19 protein-coding genes and 1 riboswitch are annotated in these 20,628 nt (G+C 43.0%); of the genes, 12 read left to right on the top strand and 7 right to left on the bottom strand.

The annotated features are described in order from the left end of the window. The first annotated feature begins 124 nt into the window (after positions 1 to 124). From V3595_RS09910 to V3595_RS09885, 6 genes are all read left to right on the top strand, one after another. Positions 125 to 1,486, top strand: a complete 1,362-nt coding sequence (locus V3595_RS09910; protein WP_485906960.1) for a YheC/YheD family endospore coat-associated protein — start codon at positions 125 to 127, stop codon at positions 1,484 to 1,486. A gap of 16 nt (positions 1,487 to 1,502) precedes the next feature. Further along, positions 1,503 to 2,573 (top strand): YheC/YheD family endospore coat-associated protein, encoded by a 1,071-nt coding sequence (locus V3595_RS09905; protein WP_485906959.1) that lies wholly within the window; start codon positions 1,503 to 1,505, stop codon positions 2,571 to 2,573. A gap of 3 nt (positions 2,574 to 2,576) precedes the next feature. Next, positions 2,577 to 3,944 carry a YheC/YheD family endospore coat-associated protein gene (locus V3595_RS09900; RefSeq protein ID WP_485906957.1) on the top strand — a complete coding sequence of 456 codons (1,368 nt, stop codon included), beginning with the start codon at positions 2,577 to 2,579 and terminating at the stop codon, positions 3,942 to 3,944. Next, entirely contained in the window at positions 3,941 to 5,137 is a 1,197-nt protein-coding gene (locus tag V3595_RS09895) for a YheC/YheD family endospore coat-associated protein (RefSeq protein WP_485906955.1), read from the top strand. The genes V3595_RS09900 and V3595_RS09895 overlap by 4 nt, the downstream gene beginning before the upstream one ends. A 63-nt stretch (positions 5,138 to 5,200) precedes the next feature. Then, positions 5,201 to 5,404, top strand: a complete 204-nt coding sequence (locus V3595_RS09890) for a YheE family protein (RefSeq protein WP_350301666.1) — start codon at positions 5,201 to 5,203, stop codon at positions 5,402 to 5,404. A gap of 85 nt (positions 5,405 to 5,489) precedes the next feature. Beyond that, complete coding sequence (locus V3595_RS09885) at positions 5,490 to 5,678, top strand: hypothetical protein (RefSeq protein ID WP_137017041.1); 189 nt, start codon at positions 5,490 to 5,492, stop codon at positions 5,676 to 5,678. A 56-nt stretch (positions 5,679 to 5,734) separates the two neighbouring features. Here V3595_RS09885 and V3595_RS09880 read toward each other — a convergent pair whose 3' ends face one another. Next, on the bottom strand, positions 5,735 to 6,559 hold the full coding sequence (locus V3595_RS09880; protein ID WP_485906953.1) for an MBL fold metallo-hydrolase: 825 nt from the start codon (positions 6,557 to 6,559) through the stop codon (positions 5,735 to 5,737). 125 nt (positions 6,560 to 6,684) lie between these two features. Between V3595_RS09880 and V3595_RS09875 the strand changes: the two genes are divergently transcribed. Both V3595_RS09875 and V3595_RS09870 read left to right on the top strand, forming a co-directional pair. Continuing rightward, a complete protein-coding gene (locus V3595_RS09875) occupies positions 6,685 to 7,002 on the top strand; it encodes a MetQ/NlpA family ABC transporter substrate-binding protein (protein WP_485906952.1) in 318 nt (105 codons plus the stop codon). A 62-nt stretch (positions 7,003 to 7,064) separates the two neighbouring features. Next, positions 7,065 to 8,171: an iron-containing alcohol dehydrogenase family protein gene (locus V3595_RS09870; RefSeq protein ID WP_485906951.1), complete on the top strand. Its 1,107-nt coding sequence runs from the start codon at positions 7,065 to 7,067 to the stop codon at positions 8,169 to 8,171. Positions 8,172 to 8,247: 76 nt separating this feature from the next. Here the strand turns inward: V3595_RS09870 and V3595_RS09865 are convergent, their stop codons facing one another. Continuing rightward, positions 8,248 to 9,285, bottom strand: a complete 1,038-nt coding sequence (locus V3595_RS09865) for an NAD-dependent epimerase/dehydratase family protein (RefSeq protein ID WP_485906949.1) — start codon at positions 9,283 to 9,285, stop codon at positions 8,248 to 8,250. Between the two features lie 181 nt (positions 9,286 to 9,466). Here V3595_RS09865 and V3595_RS09860 point away from each other — a divergent pair, with 181 nt between their 5' ends. Both V3595_RS09860 and V3595_RS09855 read left to right on the top strand, forming a co-directional pair. Further along, positions 9,467 to 10,351, top strand: coding sequence for a PucR family transcriptional regulator (locus tag V3595_RS09860; RefSeq protein WP_485906948.1), 885 nt, complete (start codon positions 9,467 to 9,469; stop codon positions 10,349 to 10,351). A gap of 124 nt (positions 10,352 to 10,475) precedes the next feature. Continuing rightward, positions 10,476 to 11,621, top strand: a complete 1,146-nt coding sequence (locus V3595_RS09855; protein ID WP_485906946.1) for an ABC transporter ATP-binding protein — start codon at positions 10,476 to 10,478, stop codon at positions 11,619 to 11,621. 59 nt (positions 11,622 to 11,680) lie between these two features. Here the strand turns inward: V3595_RS09855 and V3595_RS09850 are convergent, their stop codons facing one another. Both V3595_RS09850 and fumC read right to left on the bottom strand, forming a co-directional pair. Further along, positions 11,681 to 11,923: a hypothetical protein gene (locus V3595_RS09850; protein ID WP_076367341.1), complete on the bottom strand. Its 243-nt coding sequence runs from the start codon at positions 11,921 to 11,923 to the stop codon at positions 11,681 to 11,683. 105 nt (positions 11,924 to 12,028) lie between these two features. After that, a complete protein-coding gene (gene fumC, locus V3595_RS09845) occupies positions 12,029 to 13,411 on the bottom strand; it encodes a class II fumarate hydratase (RefSeq protein ID WP_101224213.1) in 1,383 nt (460 codons plus the stop codon). A 328-nt stretch (positions 13,412 to 13,739) separates the two neighbouring features. Then, positions 13,740 to 13,853, top strand: a riboswitch (SAM riboswitch). An 86-nt stretch (positions 13,854 to 13,939) separates the two neighbouring features. On the opposite strand from fumC, the gene V3595_RS09840 reads away from it, so the two are divergent. Together V3595_RS09840 and metC are read left to right on the top strand one after the other, a co-directional pair. Beyond that, the gene (locus V3595_RS09840) at positions 13,940 to 15,052 is read left to right on the top strand and encodes a methionine biosynthesis PLP-dependent protein (RefSeq protein ID WP_137017027.1); all 1,113 of its coding nucleotides are present in this window, start codon (positions 13,940 to 13,942) and stop codon (positions 15,050 to 15,052) included. Further along, positions 15,049 to 16,230 carry a cystathionine beta-lyase gene (metC, locus tag V3595_RS09835; protein ID WP_485906944.1) on the top strand — a complete coding sequence of 394 codons (1,182 nt, stop codon included), beginning with the start codon at positions 15,049 to 15,051 and terminating at the stop codon, positions 16,228 to 16,230. The genes V3595_RS09840 and metC overlap by 4 nt, the downstream gene beginning before the upstream one ends. 112 nt (positions 16,231 to 16,342) lie before the next feature. Here the strand turns inward: metC and V3595_RS09830 are convergent, their stop codons facing one another. From V3595_RS09830 to V3595_RS09820, 3 genes are all read right to left on the bottom strand, one after another. Next, the gene (locus V3595_RS09830; RefSeq protein ID WP_134782924.1) at positions 16,343 to 16,591 is read right to left on the bottom strand and encodes a type B 50S ribosomal protein L31; all 249 of its coding nucleotides are present in this window, start codon (positions 16,589 to 16,591) and stop codon (positions 16,343 to 16,345) included. A 136-nt stretch (positions 16,592 to 16,727) separates the two neighbouring features. After that, positions 16,728 to 18,746 (bottom strand): ABC transporter ATP-binding protein, encoded by a 2,019-nt coding sequence (locus V3595_RS09825; protein WP_485906941.1) that lies wholly within the window; start codon positions 18,744 to 18,746, stop codon positions 16,728 to 16,730. Continuing rightward, a complete protein-coding gene (locus V3595_RS09820) occupies positions 18,743 to 20,494 on the bottom strand; it encodes an ABC transporter ATP-binding protein (RefSeq protein WP_485906939.1) in 1,752 nt (583 codons plus the stop codon). The genes V3595_RS09825 and V3595_RS09820 overlap by 4 nt, the downstream gene beginning before the upstream one ends. Positions 20,495 to 20,628: the final 134 nt, after the last annotated feature.

Below are 20,628 nucleotides of genomic sequence, written 5' to 3'. Positions count from 1 at the left end.
TTTATTGCTTTAAATAGAGGCTTGATGACACCTTCTAATTAAAAGAACATAGAATGTGTTATCCACATTTGCCCATCATTTAATTATTAAAGGATATTAAACTTAGTGCAAACGGGGAATTATTATGAACCTTAACCATCAGAAAGTTTTCATTACGGTAAATCCCGCAGAGACGCGAAAGAAGGCGCTACTGTTTATCGAAGAAAAACTATTTGAGGAATGGGGCCTTCAATTTGGAGAACCCGTAACGATCATGGCTGGATGCCGTTCGGTCCCGGTACTTGTTCAGCCATTCCCGTCATCCCAGCCTACATTGAAACTTTCATATGATATGAACCAAACTTTATCCTTACCCAGTTTTTCCGATCCAATCTCCGTCTCATACAATGCGGAAGGAAGGTCAATTAAAATAGGCCCGTTCTTCGCTTCACTCATGAACCAGACTCCCTTGCAAGACGGGACATTCGGTGAGATGGAAAAATTTTATCAGGAAATGAAATCATATTGTAATCAGCAGGGCATCCCCTTCTATTTAGTAAAATTGCAGTCTCTTCAAGAAGGAGTTGTGGAAGGCTACCTGCCTGGGCAAGATGGCTGGCAAACCTTGCCCCTCCCCATTCCTGATGTATTTTATAATCGGATACATTCGCGCAAACTTGAGGAATCGCATTCTTTCAAGCTGTTTAAAACTGAACTGGAGGAACGGTCGATACCGATGTTCAATGGAAGGTTCCTCTCCAAACATGATGTACATGAGCTGCTAATCTTAGAAGATGAGCTGTTGCCAAATTTGCCGGAGACAATACTTTTTAACGAAAAGGAATCTTTCTTGAGGTTTATAGAAAAGCATTCGGTAATCTACTTTAAACCCGCATCAGGCAGCCAAGGCAGGAATATATCCAGATTAACGCAAGTAGCTGGAAAATGGAAAATCGAGCATTCCGAAAATCTCCAGGATGTGCATTTTGCTGATACGGATGAGAAGTTGTACGCAACCTTAAAAAGGTTTTCCAGAAAACAATCCTTCATTCTTCAAAAAGGGATTTCCCTATTCGAAACCGATCAGAGAAAAGTTGATTTCCGCATACTTCTTCACCGGAACGATCTGCTTGAATGGAAAGTTTCTTCAATGGTTGCCCGGATTGGGGACCCTGGCACTATCGTTTCCAATCTTGCACAAGGCGGCTTGATGAAAAATGGGCCGGATTTTCTAAAGGAAGCATTTGACCTTCAGGACGCCAGCCGCATATATCAAAAGCTCGTTCGGCTGGCTAAAAACACTGCCCAGGCCTTGGTCGAAAACCATGACGATTCATTCGGTGAGCTAGGGATCGATTTAGCACTGGATACCGATACCCATCCATGGATCATCGAAGTGAATTCAAAACCTTCGAAAAAATTTCAAGGCAACTATGAAACCTTTCGTCCATCAGTAAAATCCATCATAGATTTCATGCTTGCCCTTAACCGCGAAAACCATCTATAAAAGGAGTTGCTAGCACGTGTTAATAGGATTAATGGCCGCGTCGGATACACATGAAAACAACTACTTCACCGAAATAGCCAAAACCGCAAAATCATTTAATATGAAAGTTTGTAAATTCTCACCGGAAAATATTGATATGGATCTGAAAAAAATCCGCGGCGAGCGTTTTGAAGCCGAGAACGAAACTTGGATCGCCGCATCTTTTGATATACCTGATTTTGTTTATGATCGCTGTTTTCACGGATTAGTCCGTGAGTCAACGGAAACGCGGCACAAAATCGATTGGTTAAAAGATAACTCGAATTTCTTGGGGCTGGGCCTTTCTGGTAAGTGGGAAGTGTATCAAATCCTAAAAAACCATCCACACCTACAGGCATTTTTTCCAGAGACCGTACAAGTGACGACACCGGAAGATATTACCGGTCATTTGGAGCGCCTGGATAAAATCATCATCAAACCTGAATTCGGTGCAGGCGGTACAGGGATCTATCTTCTTTCAAAAAACGAAGACGGCACCTTGGTATCCATGACGAAAAAGGGCACCAAATATGACCGCCAATTCTCCTCCAAATCTCAGCTTAACAAATGGCTGCAGCATTTATTAAATCGATACCGTTACCTCTGCCAGCCATACTTGGAACTTTGCAACCAAAATAACGAGCCATTCGATTTACGGATTTTACTTCAAAAAAACGAGAAGAATCAATGGATGGAACGTGGCCGCGGAATTCGTACGGGACAAAAGGACGGAATCACCTCAAATCTTGCCACAGGCGGGGAAGCCATTTCATTGGATACTTTCATCAAAAGAAACCCGGAAACGATTTCGATTGCCGTCGAACAAAAGATTCAGCATATCCTTCGCACCCTGCCCGCAGAAGCCGAAGCTGTCTTTGAAAGGTTATTCGAGTTGGGGATCGATATAGGCATCGATAAAAAAGGCCAAATATGGATAATGGACATTAACTCGAAGCCCGGAAGGAAAATCATTCAGGCACTACAGCCGGAGACCATGAAAGATATTCATCGCGCACCGTTTCAATATAGCCAGTATTTAGCCGAACATCTTCAGAAAGCAGGTGAATAGAAAGTGAGAAAGACTTATCCTGCCGAAATTGCCGCTATCCCCGGCAATGTTCTCTACTACCCTTCAGAGCTTGGAGATTTGGCAGAGATTGAATTAATTTATTTCGGACGACATTCATGTCCTGCCATCGTCAAACAAAACCCGGCCGTCAATCAATCAATCGTCCTTTCGGAAAGTCTTGCGGAATCTCTAATATTCGATCATACCGATATTCCCCTTCATTTATTCATATACGGCAAGAGCATTCATATCGGACCGCTGGTCGGAATCTTTTCATCAGGCTTCACCGGCATTTCAAACAAACCATTAGGCGAGAGATCGGAATTTTTCGCAAAGCTCCTTTCGCTTAGCAGGACCACAGGCTGTATCCCCTTTGTATTTGGGGAGAATGTAATCAATTGGGATGAGGAGACAATCAAAGGTTATGTGTTTGATAACGATGACTGGCACATTAATGAATTTCCTTTTCCTAATGTCATCTATGACCGTCTCCCAAATCGGTTGACGGAAAACCGCGATGGACCTAAAGAAGTGAAGCAGAAATTTCAAAAAGAATATACCATTCCATGGTATAATCCTGGTTTTTTCAATAAATGGGATGTAAATGAAAGGTTATGCGCAGATGAGCGGGCACTGCCATATTTGCCGGAAACGTATCCATTTCAATCCATGTCCGTGGTGGAAACCCTTCTTTCCCATTACCGGCAAGTTTATATAAAGCCCATTCACGGCAGCCTCGGCCTAGGGATTCACCAAATTCTTTATGATAAGCATGAGAATGTTTACTATTGCCGCTATACAAATGAAGCAAAAGAAAATAAACTGCAAAAGTTTTCCACACTGGAATCCATCGTTAAACATATTTTTCACGACCGGCCGCTTGAGAATCTTATCGTGCAGCAGGGCATCCCATTAATTCGATCTGAAAAACGTCCAGTGGATTTCCGGGTCCATACGAACAAGGACAGTAATGGAAAATGGCAGGTAACCGCGATCGCCGCAAAAATCGCCGGTGCCGGCAGCGTCACGACCCATATTAAAAGCGGGGGTGTGATCAAAACGGTTGCCGAACTGTTTGGAGATGACGATGAGGCCAAAGAAGTCGAACGAAAGCTATCGGAAGCCGCACTGATTTTAAGTGACAGTATAGAAAAGAACTTGGACGGAATCGTTGCAGAAATAGGATTTGATTTTGGATTGGATAAAAAAGGGCAGGTTTGGATGTTTGAAGCCAATTCCAAACCGGGACGTTCCATCTTCTCCCATCCAAAACTCAAGGATTTCGAATTGCTGACCAGAAAGCTTAGCCTTGATTACGCCATTTATCTTACGGAACAGACGATTACGAAATCAATCAGTGTGCCGCGATGAACATTTTTTACGATATCCCCACTGAAAATTGGTACCACAATCAAGAGAATGCGGAACTTTTCGCCGGCTCTGCCGAAGAGGTAATCAGCTATAATAAGGAGCATACGAATCAACCCCTAATTCCAATCACCATATTTCTAGGTAACCGGATGCTTGCCGTCGGCATACTGACTGTTTCCAATTCCAAAAAGGAATCAGGTTTGGGTGGAAACCTGACCCTTTTTCGGGACCTATCACTATATTTGTTGAAACATGGAATATTAGCGTATGTATTCACAGAAAAGGCCCTTCATTCCGAATCGATGAGAGGGTATGTTTTTTCCTCCATTTCAAACAAGTGGATCGAATGTAAAGTGCCCTTCCCTGACATCGTCTATAACCGAATCCCCTCGAGGAGCTATGAGGCGTCAGGGGAATTCCAACAGCTCATCAAATTTTTTAAAGAATACCGAATGAATCTTTTCAACCCCTGCTTCATAGATAAATATGTGATGTTCGAAGCATTGATGGAAGAAGGATCCCTCACCAATCACCTTCCGCCCACCATGGTCTTGCGAAACAGCGGCTGCCTAGATGCTTTCCTGGAGACCTACAGGCATATATACCTTAAACCCTGCAAAGGAAGCCAAGGTAAAGGCATTTATACCATAATCAAAAATGATGATGATACACTATTGTTCAATAGCTTAAAGCATAGTGAGTCCTTCCCGGATTTCGCGTCATTCTGGGAAACAAAAAAAAGGGATCTATTAAAAAGGAGCTACCTTGCTCAACAGGCGATCATACCAAAAAAGCTTTTTGGACATCGTTATGATTACCGGATTCTGGTCCATTATGAAAAAGGTTTTTATAAAGTGACCGGCAAAGCGGTAAGGATGTCACAAACTCAGGAAATCACCACCCACACTCCCCAAGGGGGTAAGATCTTTCCTTATCAAGACCTGCAATCAAGAAGCCTGAATCGAAAATTAGCGAAAATCGCCCAAAAAAGCGGAGAGATACTTTCAAAAAAAATCGGATTTCTCGGAGAGTTTTCCATGGATATAGGGGAAGACGAATCAGGCTCGCTCTTTATATACGAAGTGAACTCAAAGCCCATGCAATTCGATGAGGAGGAAATTGAAACAAACAGGCTTTTGCATTTAAAAAATCTTTTTATTGAATTAACTTTTCCCAGCCTGACAATTAAATAACACCTCCAGCTGCCGTTTTCCATTATAATCAAATGAGAAACTGTATATATGGAGGTAATACATATGATTACTCATTTTCAATGGGCACCACTGCATAAGAATCTGCCAGGATGGAAAATTTCCTTTTATTTCAACAAGCAGGCAATCCAAGCCTTGTATCATAAAGATGGATCCATCGAGTGGACAGCCAATCCGCCTTCCGAAACAGATGAAGCCAAACTCAAAAGCATGATACATGATTTAATGATCTTCCATGTATATGAATGAACCGCCTTTACATTCATGAAATCCCTAAACAGAATAAAAAAAACTCCTTTGCCTAAACTAAAGAAAAGGCTAGGAGGGATTTATTTTGGATAAAGAAAAAATGACATTTTTGAAGGATACCGAATATGATGGCAAGGACTCCGTTTACCTTGATATCGACCGTATCATCAATGAAGGAATGGCGGGCGGAAATGTGTATGAAGTCGCTGACCTTCAGAACATCGAAGAAGCACATGATTTTTATGATGAAACAGATCCCAATATCAATAAATGAATTATGTGGGCTCTCTTATGGAGAGCTCTTCTTTATATCAGTCAGACCGTTAAACATCAAATAGTTCCATTCTCCCTGGCACTCAAAATATTTTCGTTTAATATCGATGTAATGATATGCTCTGAATCCCATTCATGCCCAGATATCTCGATAAGGGGATAGCGATTCGGTAAAACGACCTGCTGGATTTCTTGAACGGTCAGCCCTAGAGAATGCAGGCGTAAAATTTCACCTTGGAGGTTTTCCAAATAATCCAGCTTTTTCCCGAACATTTCCTTTCCATCAGGGACATGCCCAGCATGGCAGCAAAACACTTCCCCGAAATCATATTGAAGTAATCTTTTTATGGAATCGATGATGACCGGGACAGACTCTTCCCGTAAGACAAGCTTTGTCTTTGGTGTTACGAAAAGGTCTCCTGAAAAGAGCATGCCATTACTGTGATTCAAATACACCATATGGTCCTTCGCATGGCCGGGGGTAAAAATCGGCTCCCACGTTTGGGTGCGTGAATGAATGGCCTCCCCTAGCGGCTCAGCTTTAAAGGCGTCTCTCTTCCCCCAGAAAATTTTGCGATATTCAGGATATACAGCATCCTTTGCACAAACCTCAACCGACATCGGGTGAATGAAAAGCGGCACCCTTTTATGTTCCTGTATCCAGGCAGCGCCCCCCGTATGGTCTTCATGATAGTGAGTCAGGGCCACTGAGTCGAAGTCTGCGGACTCATAGAACGGAATAAGCTCTTCCAATAAAATCTGTGCGCCAGTATCTATCAATAGTCCATCCGTTAAAAAAACATTAACACTCATCCCCGACTTGTTCCCGCCAGGAGTCCCGTGCACACAAACCACATCATTTATCGTCTTAATTTCTATCATTCAATTGCCTCCCCATCATTGTACAAAAATAGTTTTATCTTCCTTTTTTTAACTTTACTATAATAAATGTAGTACCACTTTACCTTTTTGACAAGGAAATATTGGAATAATTAACCTGGATGTAAATGCTGGATTATTGTATAATATCCCGGCCTACATCCAACTCAAACCATTGGAATACGCTCAATTTCCACCTGGCAACAGACAGTGTTGACCTAACGGCGGTCCTTGGCAACTTCGCTCTTGCAGCGAAAATGGACCACAAGGATGCCCTTATTTCAGAAAAAATGCCGTATATGTATCTAAACGTAGATGCAGTGAATACAAAAGATGTAGACGCTCAAATTCCCATGGATATTATATCAGTAGTGGAATCCGACCGGTTTGAAAAAGTGATCGATGACAAATTTGCCGGATTCGGAAATCCAGACTGGATGAATTGATCAAATAATCGAGGCCTGCTTCCCCTTTACCGGGTACAGGCCTTTCATTAAGGAGAACGAATATGAATACCTTACTGGAGGTCCGCAGCGGCCCCGCTTATTATGCCTGTAAAGCTAATGTCCTTGAAACACTGGAAGCAAAACTGAGTAAAGGAAACATTCGTAAAGTGCTCGTTATTCATGGGAGAAAATCATGGGAAGTTGCTGAACCCTTTTTTCCTTCCTTAGCAAATATTGAGACGATCTTTTTCACATACGGCGGGGAATGCAGTGATGCGGAAATTGAACGCGTCAAGAATTCCGCTCTTGAACTCGGTGCGGATGCATTGATCGGCATTGGCGGCGGTAAGCTGCTCGACCTCGCCAAATCGGCCGGAAACTTGCTTCAAAAGGAAATCATCCTCATTCCGACCCTGGCTTCCACCTGCGCTGCCTGGACACCGTTGAGTGTCATTTATGATGATAATGGTTCATATGTCCGCTATGATATTCATGAAAAAAGCGCTTGGATGTTATTTATTGAACCAGGAATTCTTCTTAATTCGCCCATTAACTATTTACGTGCTGGAATCGGCGATACATTGGCGAAATGGTACGAGGGCAATGCACTCGCCGAAAAGCTTGCCACGAAGTCCGTTTGTATTGAATTGGCCCATATAGCCGCAAGGCAATGCCAGGAAGTTTTATTGACATATGGCGAGGAAGCCCTAGCCGATTTGGAAAAGGGTAAATGGTCAGACGCGCTGCAGCGTGTCATTGAAACGAACATCATCACCAGCGGTCTAGTTGGCGGCTTTGGCGGCCAGTACCTGCGCGTTGCCGGTGCCCACTCCATTCATAATGGCATGACTTCCATCACGCAAGCGAATCATTTACTTCACGGGGAAAAAGTGGCATATGGCATTTTAGTCCAGCTTGTGCTAGAAGGGAAATTCTCGGAAATCAAACAATTGCTGCCAATCTACCAGGTACTTAAACTGCCGATGACATTGCTTGATATTGGCCTGACGATTGAACATAAGGCGGAACTTCAACAGATTGCAGCCCACTCTGTCAAAAAAGGTGAAGACATCCATCTTCTTTTCCCTGATATCAACAAGGAAAAAGTGGTAGCCGCCATGGAAAACCTTGAAATCCTCACAAAACATGCAAGCAGATCCATGGACTAAAAAACGATGGGGTTTTTACCCCATCGTTTTTTTAATTTCCTTCACATTGTTTATTTAAAAATAATAAAAGAAGGTTTCAACCTACTGTCTGTTTCCATAATCCAAGGAGATCACTTTCATGTTGTCTGTGAATGCCTGCTTTTCTATCGGCAGATTCCGGACGGCACTTTTCCCAATTCCATATATCTTCGAGAGTTTCTGATAGGGGACGGAATGTTAGTCCATTATTGATGGCTTTATCGTTATCGACAGCCAAAAACCCATTCAAAGGTTCCTTTCCTCCAGGTAAAGGGAATTCTTCTGGTATCCATAAAGGCATCTCTCCCCACGGCTCTACTTTATTGTCTTTTAAAAATTTTTCAGATACCCATGTAAAATCAGCATTACTTCTTGTTACCTTTTTGCAGCCTTCAAGTAATTGCCCCATAGTCAGTTTGTAATCTGGGCCAACGGCATTATACGTACCTGTCATGCTTTTTTCTATCATTTGGATGATCCATTGGGCCAAGTCCCTTGCATCGATAACTTGGATTGGACGTCCAGGGCGTCCAGGAGATAAAATTTCTCCCCCTTCCGCTATCCTTTTAAGCCAGTACGGCAATCGGTCAGTGTAATCATATGGACCTACTATTTGCCCGGCGCGAATTGACAGGACTTTCCCCGGCAGTTCTTTTTCAGCTGCTTTTTCGCTTAATGATTTTAACGGTCCATAATATTCACCGTATATCGGTCCAGCAGTTCCGCGGGTGATCTCTTCTGCTTTATCTTCATTTAGTGTATGAACTTCTCCATTTTCATCAATTCCTGGCTCGGTCGGATCACTGTAAACTGAGATGCTTGAAATATATGTATAATGTTTAACTTGATTAAGCAATCTGCAGGATTTCGATACAGTTCGAGGGATAAATCCTGATGTGTCAATGACTGCATCCCACTGTCTTCCTTTCAACATTTCCAGATCCCCGTCGCGGTCCCCTTTTAACTGTTCTATTTCGGGAAAGACATAAGGATCGCTTCCACGATTAAAAAGTGTGACATCATGCCCTTTCCCTATCGCAGCTTTAGCTAAATACCGGCCTAAAAAGCGTGTACCGCCCAATATTAAAATGTTCATAAGATCTCCTCCTCCTTTAACGATATTCCATAAAGCATACGCAATACCCTTTCCTAACATTAATAATACTTGCAACTTTTCTTTTATTTTCCCTTTCGGAAAAACTAGCAATATCCTAATCTTTTGAACTTTATTCTTTTTCGCTATAATGATATGGAAAGGGAGAAAGAAGGTGGAACCGATGCTTGAAAATCTTAAACAAAAATTCCCGAACGCTCTTACCAATAAAAAGGATACTGATGATATTTCTGAATATGTTTGGTTCGAAGACTCCAGAAGTATACTTGGCATTCCCCGTTCAGAAATCACAGCCGAGGAAATCCGTTTATTGGAACTGCTTTTTGCTCCTTCCATAAACCCAAATAACCTCAATGCACATCAAGACTCATCATGGAAAAATTTTTTATCCGAACCGAATGCACCATTGCCTTTAACGAGCTGGGAGAATGTACGATTCCTTCATTTCAAGCTGACTCATGCTGATTTTTCCAACTCCGATTTTGAAGAGGCCTTCCTCGCTTTCGTTCCATCTGACGCAGCTATTATCTGGGAAAATGAAACCGCAGGAGTCTTAATTGAAACGGACAAGGATGAACCATTATCAAATAAAGAACTAATCGCCATTTCTTCCACGCTTGAAAGTGATTTTTATGTAAAGACCCGTATGTTCACGGGGCGCTTTCACACTGTAAATCAAGACCTTCACCATCACTGGGCCCAGGAGAAAAGGTGTTTTGATTTGGCACAGGTGCATCTGCCGGATCTAAAGGTGACTGATTTGGCAGACATCATCCCTCATTCATTAATAAATGATCCATCCTTTAAGAATGCAAAGTGGTATATCAATGAAATTCTTGGCAAGACCAAGCAGGATACTGAGCTTATCAAAACAGTTAAAACGTATATCGAATGTAATTCCAATGCCACCTATGCCGCCAAACAGCTTTATATACATCGGAACAGCTTACAATACCGAATCGATAAATTCTCTGAAAGAACTGGTCTCGATATTAGAAAATTCCGTCATGCCCTTACTGCGTACTTGATATTTCTGCTGATTGATTAATTTTCATTACAAAGAGGTAATATCAACCTTTTTTGTGCAATGTGCCCATACTTTTTTCTAAACCGATAGCTTAGACTATAGCTAATTGGTACAAGTAATCAGGAGTTTAAAAGGGGGATTTTTCATGGCAGAGTTAGTGTTAGATCATATATTCAAGATTTATGATAAAAAGGTGACGGCTGTTAAAGACTTCAACCTTCGTGTTGCCGATAAGGAATTCATCGTTTTTGTGGGACCTTCCGGTTGCGGCAAATCAACGACATTAAGGATGATTGCCGGACTGGAGGACATTTCCCAAGGGGATTTATACATAGACGGCAAGCGAGTCAATGATGTCCCTCCTAAAGATCGTGATATTGCGATGGTTTTCCAGAACTATGCCTTATATCCTCATATGACCGTATTTGACAATATGGCATTCGGATTAAAGCTCAGGAAAACGCCAAAAGCGGAAATCAAGCAAAGGGTCAATGAAGCGGCAAGGATTCTCGGACTTGAAGAGCTGCTAAACAGGAAACCTAAAGCGCTTTCAGGTGGTCAGCGCCAGCGTGTGGCTCTCGGCCGTGCAATTGTAAGGGACGCAAAAGTTTTCTTGATGGATGAGCCATTATCCAATCTCGACGCAAAGCTGCGGGTTCAAATGCGTGCCGAAATCGCTAAACTGCATAAACGGCTCGACACCACAACGATATATGTCACGCATGACCAAACAGAGGCAATGACCATGGCTACACGTCTTGTTGTAATGAAAGATGGTATCATCCAACAGGTCGGTGCCCCAAAGGACGTTTATGAGAAACCAATAAATGTTTTCGTCGGCGGCTTTATCGGATCGCCTGCCATGAACTTCTTTACCGGAACATTAAAAGAAGGCACAATTAAAATAGGCGAACAAACGCTTGCAATACCTGAATTGAAAATGAAAATGCTTCGTGATCAAGGATATGCCGGAAAAGATGTAATCCTTGGCATCCGTCCGGAGGATTTCCATAATGAAGGAGCTTACTTCACGAAGTCCCCTAACACTACATTCACGACCCAAATTGATGTAGCCGAACTCATGGGCGCGGAGATTATGCTCTACTCCACATTAGAGGGTCAGGACTTCGTAGCACGGGTCGATGCCAAGAATATTATTCAGGCAGGGGAAAAGATCGATCTTGCCCTCGACATGAATAAAGCACACTTTTTTGATAAAGGGACTGAACATCGCATTTTAGTTGAAGAAGATGAACAGATGCAGGAAAGCATGAAGTTATCTGCCAATTAAACGTAAAAAGACCCATTCATAGTGGGTCTTTTTACGTTTATTCAAATAAAGGTATAGATTCATTCCTGGACCAATACCACTTCATCATGTCCGCATTCAGGGCATTTCATGAGATGCGGGCATTGGCCTTTTTGAAGGGATTGAGGGTATCCGTCGTTTTCTTTAAGTATGTCGATATCCATATAAGCACTGTAATCATCAGCGTAGTCCATGAATTTCCCTTTATCCTCGAGATCACTGCCGCATTCCGGGCATTTCACATGAATTTTTCTCAGACCGTTGCAAAGCGGGCATATAGACATTGTTTTTCCTCCTGTTCCCGATACTTATGATTTCAGTATTTGTCGATTCCATTATTTTAACACATGGAAACACCCTCCCTAATACCAGAGGGAGGGCACTACTAATTATTTATTAACCATGTTAGCAGGATCGACCCATGCTTTGAATTCATCTTCCGTCAGGAACTCCAATTTCAACGCTGCTTCTTTTAACGTAGAGTTGTCCTTGAATGCCGTTTTGGCAATCTTGGCTGCTTTTTCATAACCGATATGAGGGTTCAATGCTGTTACCAACATAAGGGAACGTTCTACATTTTCTTTGATTTTATCTTCATTTGCAGTGATGCCCACCGCACAATTGTCGTTGAATGAATGAATGCCTTCCGTCAATAATTTGACCGTTTGCAGGAAGTTATAGATGATGACTGGTTTGAATACATTCAATTCAAAGTTACCTTGGCTTGCTGCAAAGCCAATTGTAGCATCGTTACCCACGATTTGTGTTGCAATCATGGTAAGCGCTTCACTTTGTGTTGGATTGACTTTACCTGGCATGATGGAGCTGCCCGGCTCGTTTTCCGGAATGGCTATTTCGCCGATTCCGCTTCTTGGACCACTTGCAAGCCATCTGACATCGTTCGCAATTTTCATTAAATCCGCCGCCAATGCTTTCAAAGCACCGTGTGCGTAGACGATTTCGTTATGGCTAGTCAATGCATGGAACTTATTATCAGATGTGACAAAAGGATATCCTGTATCCGCTGCAATTTGTTTGGCAGAAAGTCCCGGGAATTCTTTTTTTGTATTGATTCCGGTTCCTACAGCCGTTCCGCCTAGAGCAAGGTTTAATAATTTTTGGCTGCTTTCTTCAATCATCGCTAGATCTTTATCGAGCATCGCTTTCCAACCGGAAATTTCTTGTCCTAATGTTAATGGTGTAGCATCTTGAAGATGTGTCCGGCCAATTTTCACGACATCCCAAAATTCTTTTTCTTTTGTATCGAATGTATCACGAAGGGCTTTGATGGCAGGAACCAATTTTTCAGCGACTTCCATAAAGGCTGCAATATGCATGGCGGTCGGGAAAGTATCATTTGAGCTTTGAGCCTTGTTAACATCATCATTCGGGTGAAGGGTTTCCGATTCACCATTTTCTTTTAACCATTCATTCCCTTTGTTAGCGACCACTTCATTCACGTTCATATTACTTTGCGTGCCGCTTCCCGTTTGCCAAACTACAAGCGGGAAATGTTCATCAAGCGTACCTTCAAGGATTTCCCCGCAAATCTTGACGATGGCATTCTTTTTAACTTCGGAAAGATCACCAAGATCATAGTTCACCTTTGCCGCAGCTTGTTTAACGTATGCAAATGCACGAACTAATTCAATCGGCATTTTTTCGTTACCGATTTTGAAATTGTTACGGCTTCTCTCAGTTTGTGCTCCCCAATATTTATCAGCAGGAACTTTCACTTCACCCATCGTATCTCGTTCGATTCTGTATTCCATGTGTTCTCCTCCTATGTTTGCACTATTCATTGAAGACCTTTTGCAAATGAAATGAATAATGTCGGATTATTCTTTCTCTCCATACATTGTACAAACTTTATTATTTTAAAGCAAAAATATCCCGCTGACCCTTTCCACTTTTTCTGAAAAATCCATGTTCCCTTCATGTTTATATGAAAATTCGATTATTCTTTTTAGACACATAAAGTGTAGACACCGCTAGGCTCCAATTGACCTGGTCATGAACATCAAAGCATTATCACTCCCAAAATGTCCTTGACAGTATTTTGTATATATAGTAAATTCAAAAGAAATTGAATAATCTAAACTCTTATCGAGAGAGGTAGAGGGAATGGCCCGATGACACCTCAGCAACCTTCATTTGTTTCAAACCAATGAAAAGGTGCTAATTCCACAAGTTTGTGAACTTGGAAGATAAGAAGAATGACTCGTCCCTACTTAATCAAAGTCTTCTTCTTAAAGAAGACTTTTTTTTATTTTATATAACTCAAAGGAGCAGTGAAAACCATGTACAAAACTGAAACATATCTTGCTCAATTAGGAAATCGCAGCGAAACGGCGACAGGAACAGTCAATCCGCCGGTATACTTTTCAACAGCTTTTCGTCACGAAGGAATTGGCCAATCGACGGGATTCGACTACACAAGGACAGGTAACCCTACACGCCAGCTATTGGAGCGATCCATCGCCGATCTGGAAAAAGGAGACCAAGGTTATGCCTGCAGTTCAGGAATGGCCGCCATCTCCACTATTCTCGCCCTTTTTAAATCCGGGGATGCATGGATTGTCAGCGAAGATCTTTATGGCGGTACATATCGTCTGTTAGAACAAGGTTTTAAAAAATGGGGATTGCAGTGTGACTATGTAAACACTTGTTGTTTGGAGGATATCGAAAAAGCCATCACTCCTCACACGAAAGCCATCTTCATCGAAACTCCCACTAACCCTCTTATGCAGCAAACGGACATTAGCGCCGTTGCCGCATTGGCCAAACAATATAATTTATTGTTAATCGTTGATAACACTTTTTACACGCCTCTTATTCAACAACCCATCCTGCTTGGAGCGGATATTGTGATTCACAGTGCAACCAAGTATCTCGGTGGTCATAATGATGTGCTCGCCGGACTGATCGTTGCTAGCGGCGCTGAATTATGTGATGCTCTTGCCTTCCATCATAATGGTACTGGCGCTGTCTTGAGCCCATTTGATTCTTGGCTGTTGATGCGCGGAATGAAAACCCTGGCATTGCGGATGGAGCGTCATGAAAAGAATGCCAAGATACTTGTAGATTACTTATCGGAACATGATTGTGTCACTGATGTATTGTATCCCGGCAGAGGCGGCATGATTTCTTTCCGCATCATTGATGAAGCGGCGGTCAACCCATTTTTACAATCGCTCTCATTAATTTCCTTTGCAGAAAGTCTTGGAGGAGTTGAAAGCTTCATCACCTATCCTGCCACACAAACACATGCCGATATACCGCTTGAAGTCAGAACGGCAAATGGGGTTTGTAATCGCCTACTCCGCTTCTCGGTTGGCATCGAGGATAGCGATGATTTGATTGGTGACCTGCAGCAAGCATTCGCACATGTAAAAAGGGAGGCACTACGATGACAGGTCATGATTTTAGCTTTGAAACGAAATTACTTCATAATCAACATAAATTCGATCCCGCAACGGGCGGTGTGAGCGTCCCCATTCAGCATGCATCGACTTTCCATCAAACCGATATCGATCAATTCGGCAAATATGACTACAGCAGAAGCGGGAACCCAACTCGCGAAGCACTTGAAGATATCATTGCCGAACTTGAGGAAGGCACTCACGGCTTTGCCTTTTCATCAGGTATGGCTGCCATTTCAACAGCCTTCCTGCTATTGTCTGCCGGGGACCATATCGTCATTTCCGAAGATGTGTATGGCGGAACGTTCAGGATGGTCACAAGCGTATTGACCCGTTTCAATATTGAGCATACCTTCGTTGACATGACGGACCTTGAAAGCGTCAAAGCGGCCGTTCAGCCAAATACCAGGGCCATATACATTGAAACGCCTTCAAATCCGTTACTTAAAGTGACCGATATTCAAGCTGTATGTGATATCGCAAAAAAAGCCGGTGCCTTAAGTTTTGTTGATAACACATTCTTGACGCCGGCATTGCAAAAACCGTTGAATCTGGGCGCTGATGTTGTCCTTCATAGCGCGACGAAGTTTTTATCCGGACATAGTGATGTGGTAGCTGGGCTTGCGGTCGTGAAAGATCCGGAATTGGCGGCAAGACTCGGTTCGCTCCAAAACTCCTTTGGAGCGGTCCTTGGTGTCCAGGATGCCTGGCTTGTAATGAGAGGTTTGAAAACCTTGTCAGTTAGAATGGAACATTCACAAAAAGGGGCAGAAAAGATTGCAGCCTACTTAAAGGAGCAGCCCTTGGTGAAAAAAGTGTATTATCCCGGCCTAGCCGATCATCCACAGCACGCCATCCAGAAAGGCCAGTCACTTGGAGCAGGTGCGGTCCTATCATTTGAATTGGAAAGTGAGGAAATCTTCCGTTCCTTCGTGAACACTGTCGAGCTCCCTGTTTTTGCCGTAAGCCTGGGAGCGGTCGAATCCATATTATCCTACCCGGCCAAAATGTCCCATGCTGCCATGCCTGCTGATGAAAGGGAAAAGCGCGGTATCACGAACAGCTTGCTCCGCCTTTCTGTCGGACTTGAAAATCCGGACGATATAATCAAGGACTTCGATGCGGCCCTCGTCAATATTGCCAAAGGGGAAGTAATTGCTGCAAAATGATCAAAGAATGGGTGCCTCATATATTATGGGCACCCTTTTTCCTTGCATCATTATTAACTCTATTTCTACCCAGTCATAAAAAAAGGCCATCGATTTCCCGATGGCTTGACTCTCATTTCTTCATATTATATTTATCCAGGAAGCGATCCACCCGTCCGCCTTTTTCAGCAAACTTCTGCTTTCCGGTATAAAAAGGGTGCGTATCCGAGCTGATTTCCACTTTTAATAATGGATATGTTTGGCCGTCTTCCCAAACGATCGTTTCATTGGACGTCTTTGTGGAACCTGTCAAAAATTTATACCCACTGTTGGTATCCATGAATACCACTTGTTGATAATCGGGATGAATTTCTTGTTTCACTATTATCACCTCATCGTCAGTATAGGTATATCTTAAACGTAATGATTACTATTATCAATATTTATGCTTGAAGGTACCAATAGTCGGCACCCTCATTATAGTTTAATCTTGATGATCCACCCTTATTCAATTGGGTTCAGCCAGCCATGCCTTTATGCGGACCAGCCTGCAGTTCATACATTTGATAGTACTTCCCTTTTAGTTCCATTAATTCCTCATGTGTACCTTGCTCAGCAATCCGCCCTTTATCCAGTACAAGAATTTGGTCGGCATTTTTTATCGTGGAAAGTCTATGTGCAATGATGAAGGTCGTTCTTCCTTTTTTCAGCACTTCCATTCCCTCCTGGATAATCGCCTCGGTTTCGGTGTCGATGCTCGCTGTCGCTTCATCCAAAATCAATATGGCCGGATTGAATGCAAGAGCACGGGCAAAAGAGATTAGCTGCCGCTGCCCGGAAGACAGCGTTCCGCCTTTTTCGATCACGGGTTCGTCCAGCCCTAAAGGAAGATGCTTCAGCACTTTGTCCCCCCCGACATCTCTTAATGATTTTTCAACCATTTCCCTAGTAATGCCTTTATGATTCAGACTGATATTGGAGGCGATAGTGCCAGTAAATAAATAGGGATCCTGAAGGACGATTCCCATATGCTCACGAAGCGTCTGATGAGGGATATCCAATATATTCGTGCCATCGATTTTAATTTGGCCTTCACTGCTGTCATAAAAGCGGAACAATAAATTCATTATGGAACTTTTTCCTGACCCAGTATGGCCAACTAAAGCGACCGTTTCCCCTTGTTTAGCGGAGAAGGAAATGTCCCTTAGCACATATTCATTATCCTTATAACCAAAAGAAACATTTTCGAATTGCACGTTTCCTTTGTATCTGGATATGTTTTCATCACTGACTGCCAATCCCTGCTCATCCAATAAACTGAATGCCCGCTCCCCTGCAACAAGCGCCTGTTCAAGATTAGCGAACTGATTGACGATTCCATGAAGCGGATGAAGCAGGCGGCTGATCAAATCAACAATTGCATACATCATCCCTAAGGAAATGGCCGAACTGGCTGTAAGGGAAATCCCGCCGAAATACCAGACGAAGGCCATTAGCGCCAAAACCTTAATGACGCCAATCAAGTTTCCACCCGTCAACGAATTCAAATGGAGCATTTTATTTTGATAGGAATAATGCTCCCGGTTCAGATTTTCAAAAGATTGCTTCGTCTCCTTTTCACGTCCAAATGCCTGAATGATGCTCATTCCAGAAATGGATTCATTGATCATCCCATTAATATCGCTGACCCGTTCCCGAATGATGTGATTATATTTCGAGGCGAATTTACGGTATACCATCGTCCAGATAACGATGATCGGAATAAGTAAAGTGCCAATGGTACCGACTCGTGGATCCAGAATAAACAAAGCAATTAGAACGCCGAAAATATTAATTGTACTCGAGAAGAAGTTGGCGAGCACGGTTACATATAATTCCCGGATCGCTTCCGTATCATTAGTGACCCTGGCTACAACTTTACCCGCTGGCATATTATCGAAATAACGTATCGGCAGACGGGAAATATGCGTAAAAATATCATTTCGCATCTTCTGTATGATTCGGTTCGCCGCTTTCTGTAAATAAAAACTCTGCCCATATTGAAAAATGGAGGAAAGGATGACAAGGCTAAAATAAAAAGCCACAAGCTTAATGATCCGAGGGATTTCCGGTTGGTAAAATCCCATCACTTCCTGACTAGTCAATTTCACTGCTTGCGCACGTTGCTCTTTCCCGTCCTTCCTGATGATCAATGATTGGTCCTCCAAGGTTCTGCGCCCATCGATAGGGACAGCTTCATTTACGAAGACAAATTGATTGCCAACCTGCAGAACATGGACTTCCCTGCCTTTCTTCTCACCTTTTGCAAAGTAATCAGCCCGTTTATACCAATTTCCATCATACTTGACAGCATCTTTTCCTTTACCCGCTTCATACCAGGAAGATTCAATGCCAAGTATATGTGAATCGATGATTTTCTTGGCAACGAAAGGACCCGTTAAATCGGCGGCTACCGAAAGTGCCAGCATGATCAGGGCTCCAATGATCAATTTTTTATAAAGAACAGCATAATTAAAAAGTTTCTTTACGACCTTCATGCCTTCACCTCCGTCCCTTCGTCAACCTGCTGTCGCTCATATTGCTCCTTATACCAGCCATCTTTAAGCAGCAAATCCGCATGAGTCCCCTCTTCGATGATCTCTCCGCTGTCCAACACGATAATCCTGTCCGCGTGCTGAACGGCTGATAAGCGATGGGTTGTGATGATGGTCGTTTTCCCTGCTCGTTCATTTTGGATATTTTCGATGATCGTCGTTTCCGTTTTTGCATCTACAGCGGATAAGGAATCATCCAATATAAGGATTTCCGGATTTTTGATCAGTGCCCTGGCAATCGAGATCCTCTGCTTTTGCCCTCCCGATAGTGCGACACCCTTCTCACCGACGAGTGTCTCAAGACGGTTTGGCAGCATCATTAAGTCCTTCTCAAAATCCGCAAGCCGGATAGCTTCAGCCAGTTCATCTTCCGTTGCATCCATTTTACCGAATAAGATATTTTCCCTAACAGACTTCGAGAATAAAAAATGGTCCTGTGGAACGTAGCCGATCCATTTACGAATATCTTCAAGGGTCAGTTGCTCCAGCGGCATGCCTGCAAAAGCGATTTCACCTTTTCCTAGAGGGTATTCCCGCAGCAATTGCTTCACGAATGTCGTTTTTCCACTACCTGTTTTCCCCACTATCCCCAATGTTTGACCGCGCTCAAGCTGAACGGAAATATTGGATAGATTCACAACCGTTGAGGAAGGGTATATAAAATACACTGAATTGAATTGGATATTTCCCGGATTCGCAATACTCTCCAGCCCCAATGAATTCTTCACATCCGCATCATGTGAAAGGGTATCCTGAACACGATCTAGCGAAGCATTTCCCCTTTGCATGACATTGATCAGTTCACCCACCGCGATCATCGGCCAGATTAACATGCCTAGGTACACATTGAACGAGACAAGTCCGCCAAGCGTTATGGCCTGTTGAAACACAAGATAAGCCCCATAGCCCAACCCGATTAAATAACTGATGCCGATGATGATGCTGATCGTCGGATCAAAGAGGGCGTCGATTCTTGCCACGGCTAGATTTTTGCGATATACATCCTCGGTCATTTCATCAAACTGCTTTTCATCTTCCCGTTCCTGGACATAGGCCCGGATAACACGGACACCTGAAATGGATTCCAGGACCTTGTCATTTAAAGTACCAAAGGCTGCTTGTGCATCCGTAAAACGTTTGTAAATTTTCTTCACGTAAATTTGCATCATGACTGCCATGATCGGAAGCGGCAGCACCGCCGCAATCGTCAACTGCCAGCTGATCGTGGCTCCCATCATGACCACTACCGTAATGGTGAACAGCACCGCGTCAACGAGGGTCAATATCCCGAAACCAGCTGTGAGGGATATTGCCTTTAAATCATTGGTTGCCCTTGCCATTAAATCCCCTGTACGGTTTTTTTCATAAAAGCTGGGCGTCATTTTCAGCAAATGGCCCATAAATCCGGACCTTAGTTTTCGTTCGACCAAGTTTCCGCCGCCGAATAACAGATAACTCCATAAGTAACCAAATAGGTAACTGCCGATCAGTACCATGAGCAAATAAATAACGTATTTCATGACCCCTTCCTGCGTCATGCTGCCATTGTTCATATCATCGATGGCATTCCCGACAAGTTTTGGCGGGATAACCTCCAAGATATTCACTAGACATAGAAATAAAATCGCCAAGGTATAACGCTGCCACTGTTCTTTAAAGAACCAGGACAGCTTTTTAAAAATCGCAAACATGAATTCCCCTCCCTTTTGGTCAAACCTTTCACTCGCTAACCGCTTTCTGGATCTCCCGGCTGCAATAAAATTTCCAATGTCTTTTGTCTCATTTAAATTCCTCCTATCTTTTATATGGAAAGGATGCTAATGCA

It is taken from the genome of Bacillus sp. CFBP9009, from assembly GCF_036541465.1.
GTDB lineage: Bacteria > Bacillota > Bacilli > Bacillales > DSM-1321 > Peribacillus.
This window is presented reverse-complemented; position numbering and strand designations above follow the sequence as displayed.

Coding starts and splice junctions, on each gene's coding strand:
- V3595_RS09840 (WP_137017027.1), top strand. CDS start 13,940: ATGTACAAAACTGAAACATATCTTGCTCAATTAGGAAATCGCAGCGAA.
- fumC (WP_101224213.1), bottom strand. CDS start 13,411: ATGGAATACAGAATCGAACGAGATACGATGGGTGAAGTGAAAGTTCCT.
- V3595_RS09880 (WP_485906953.1), bottom strand. CDS start 6,559: ATGATAGAAATTAAGACGATAAATGATGTGGTTTGTGTGCACGGGACT.
- V3595_RS09890 (WP_350301666.1), top strand. CDS start 5,201: ATGATTACTCATTTTCAATGGGCACCACTGCATAAGAATCTGCCAGGA.
- V3595_RS09910 (WP_485906960.1), top strand. CDS start 125: ATGAACCTTAACCATCAGAAAGTTTTCATTACGGTAAATCCCGCAGAG.
- metC (WP_485906944.1), top strand. CDS start 15,049: ATGACAGGTCATGATTTTAGCTTTGAAACGAAATTACTTCATAATCAA.
- V3595_RS09855 (WP_485906946.1), top strand. CDS start 10,476: ATGGCAGAGTTAGTGTTAGATCATATATTCAAGATTTATGATAAAAAG.
- V3595_RS09860 (WP_485906948.1), top strand. CDS start 9,467: ATGCTTGAAAATCTTAAACAAAAATTCCCGAACGCTCTTACCAATAAA.
- V3595_RS09875 (WP_485906952.1), top strand. CDS start 6,685: ATGCTGGATTATTGTATAATATCCCGGCCTACATCCAACTCAAACCAT.
- V3595_RS09870 (WP_485906951.1), top strand. CDS start 7,065: ATGAATACCTTACTGGAGGTCCGCAGCGGCCCCGCTTATTATGCCTGT.
- V3595_RS09825 (WP_485906941.1), bottom strand. CDS start 18,746: ATGAAGGTCGTAAAGAAACTTTTTAATTATGCTGTTCTTTATAAAAAA.
- V3595_RS09895 (WP_485906955.1), top strand. CDS start 3,941: ATGAACATTTTTTACGATATCCCCACTGAAAATTGGTACCACAATCAA.
- V3595_RS09820 (WP_485906939.1), bottom strand. CDS start 20,494: ATGTTTGCGATTTTTAAAAAGCTGTCCTGGTTCTTTAAAGAACAGTGG.
- V3595_RS09850 (WP_076367341.1), bottom strand. CDS start 11,923: ATGTCTATATGCCCGCTTTGCAACGGTCTGAGAAAAATTCATGTGAAA.
- V3595_RS09865 (WP_485906949.1), bottom strand. CDS start 9,285: ATGAACATTTTAATATTGGGCGGTACACGCTTTTTAGGCCGGTATTTA.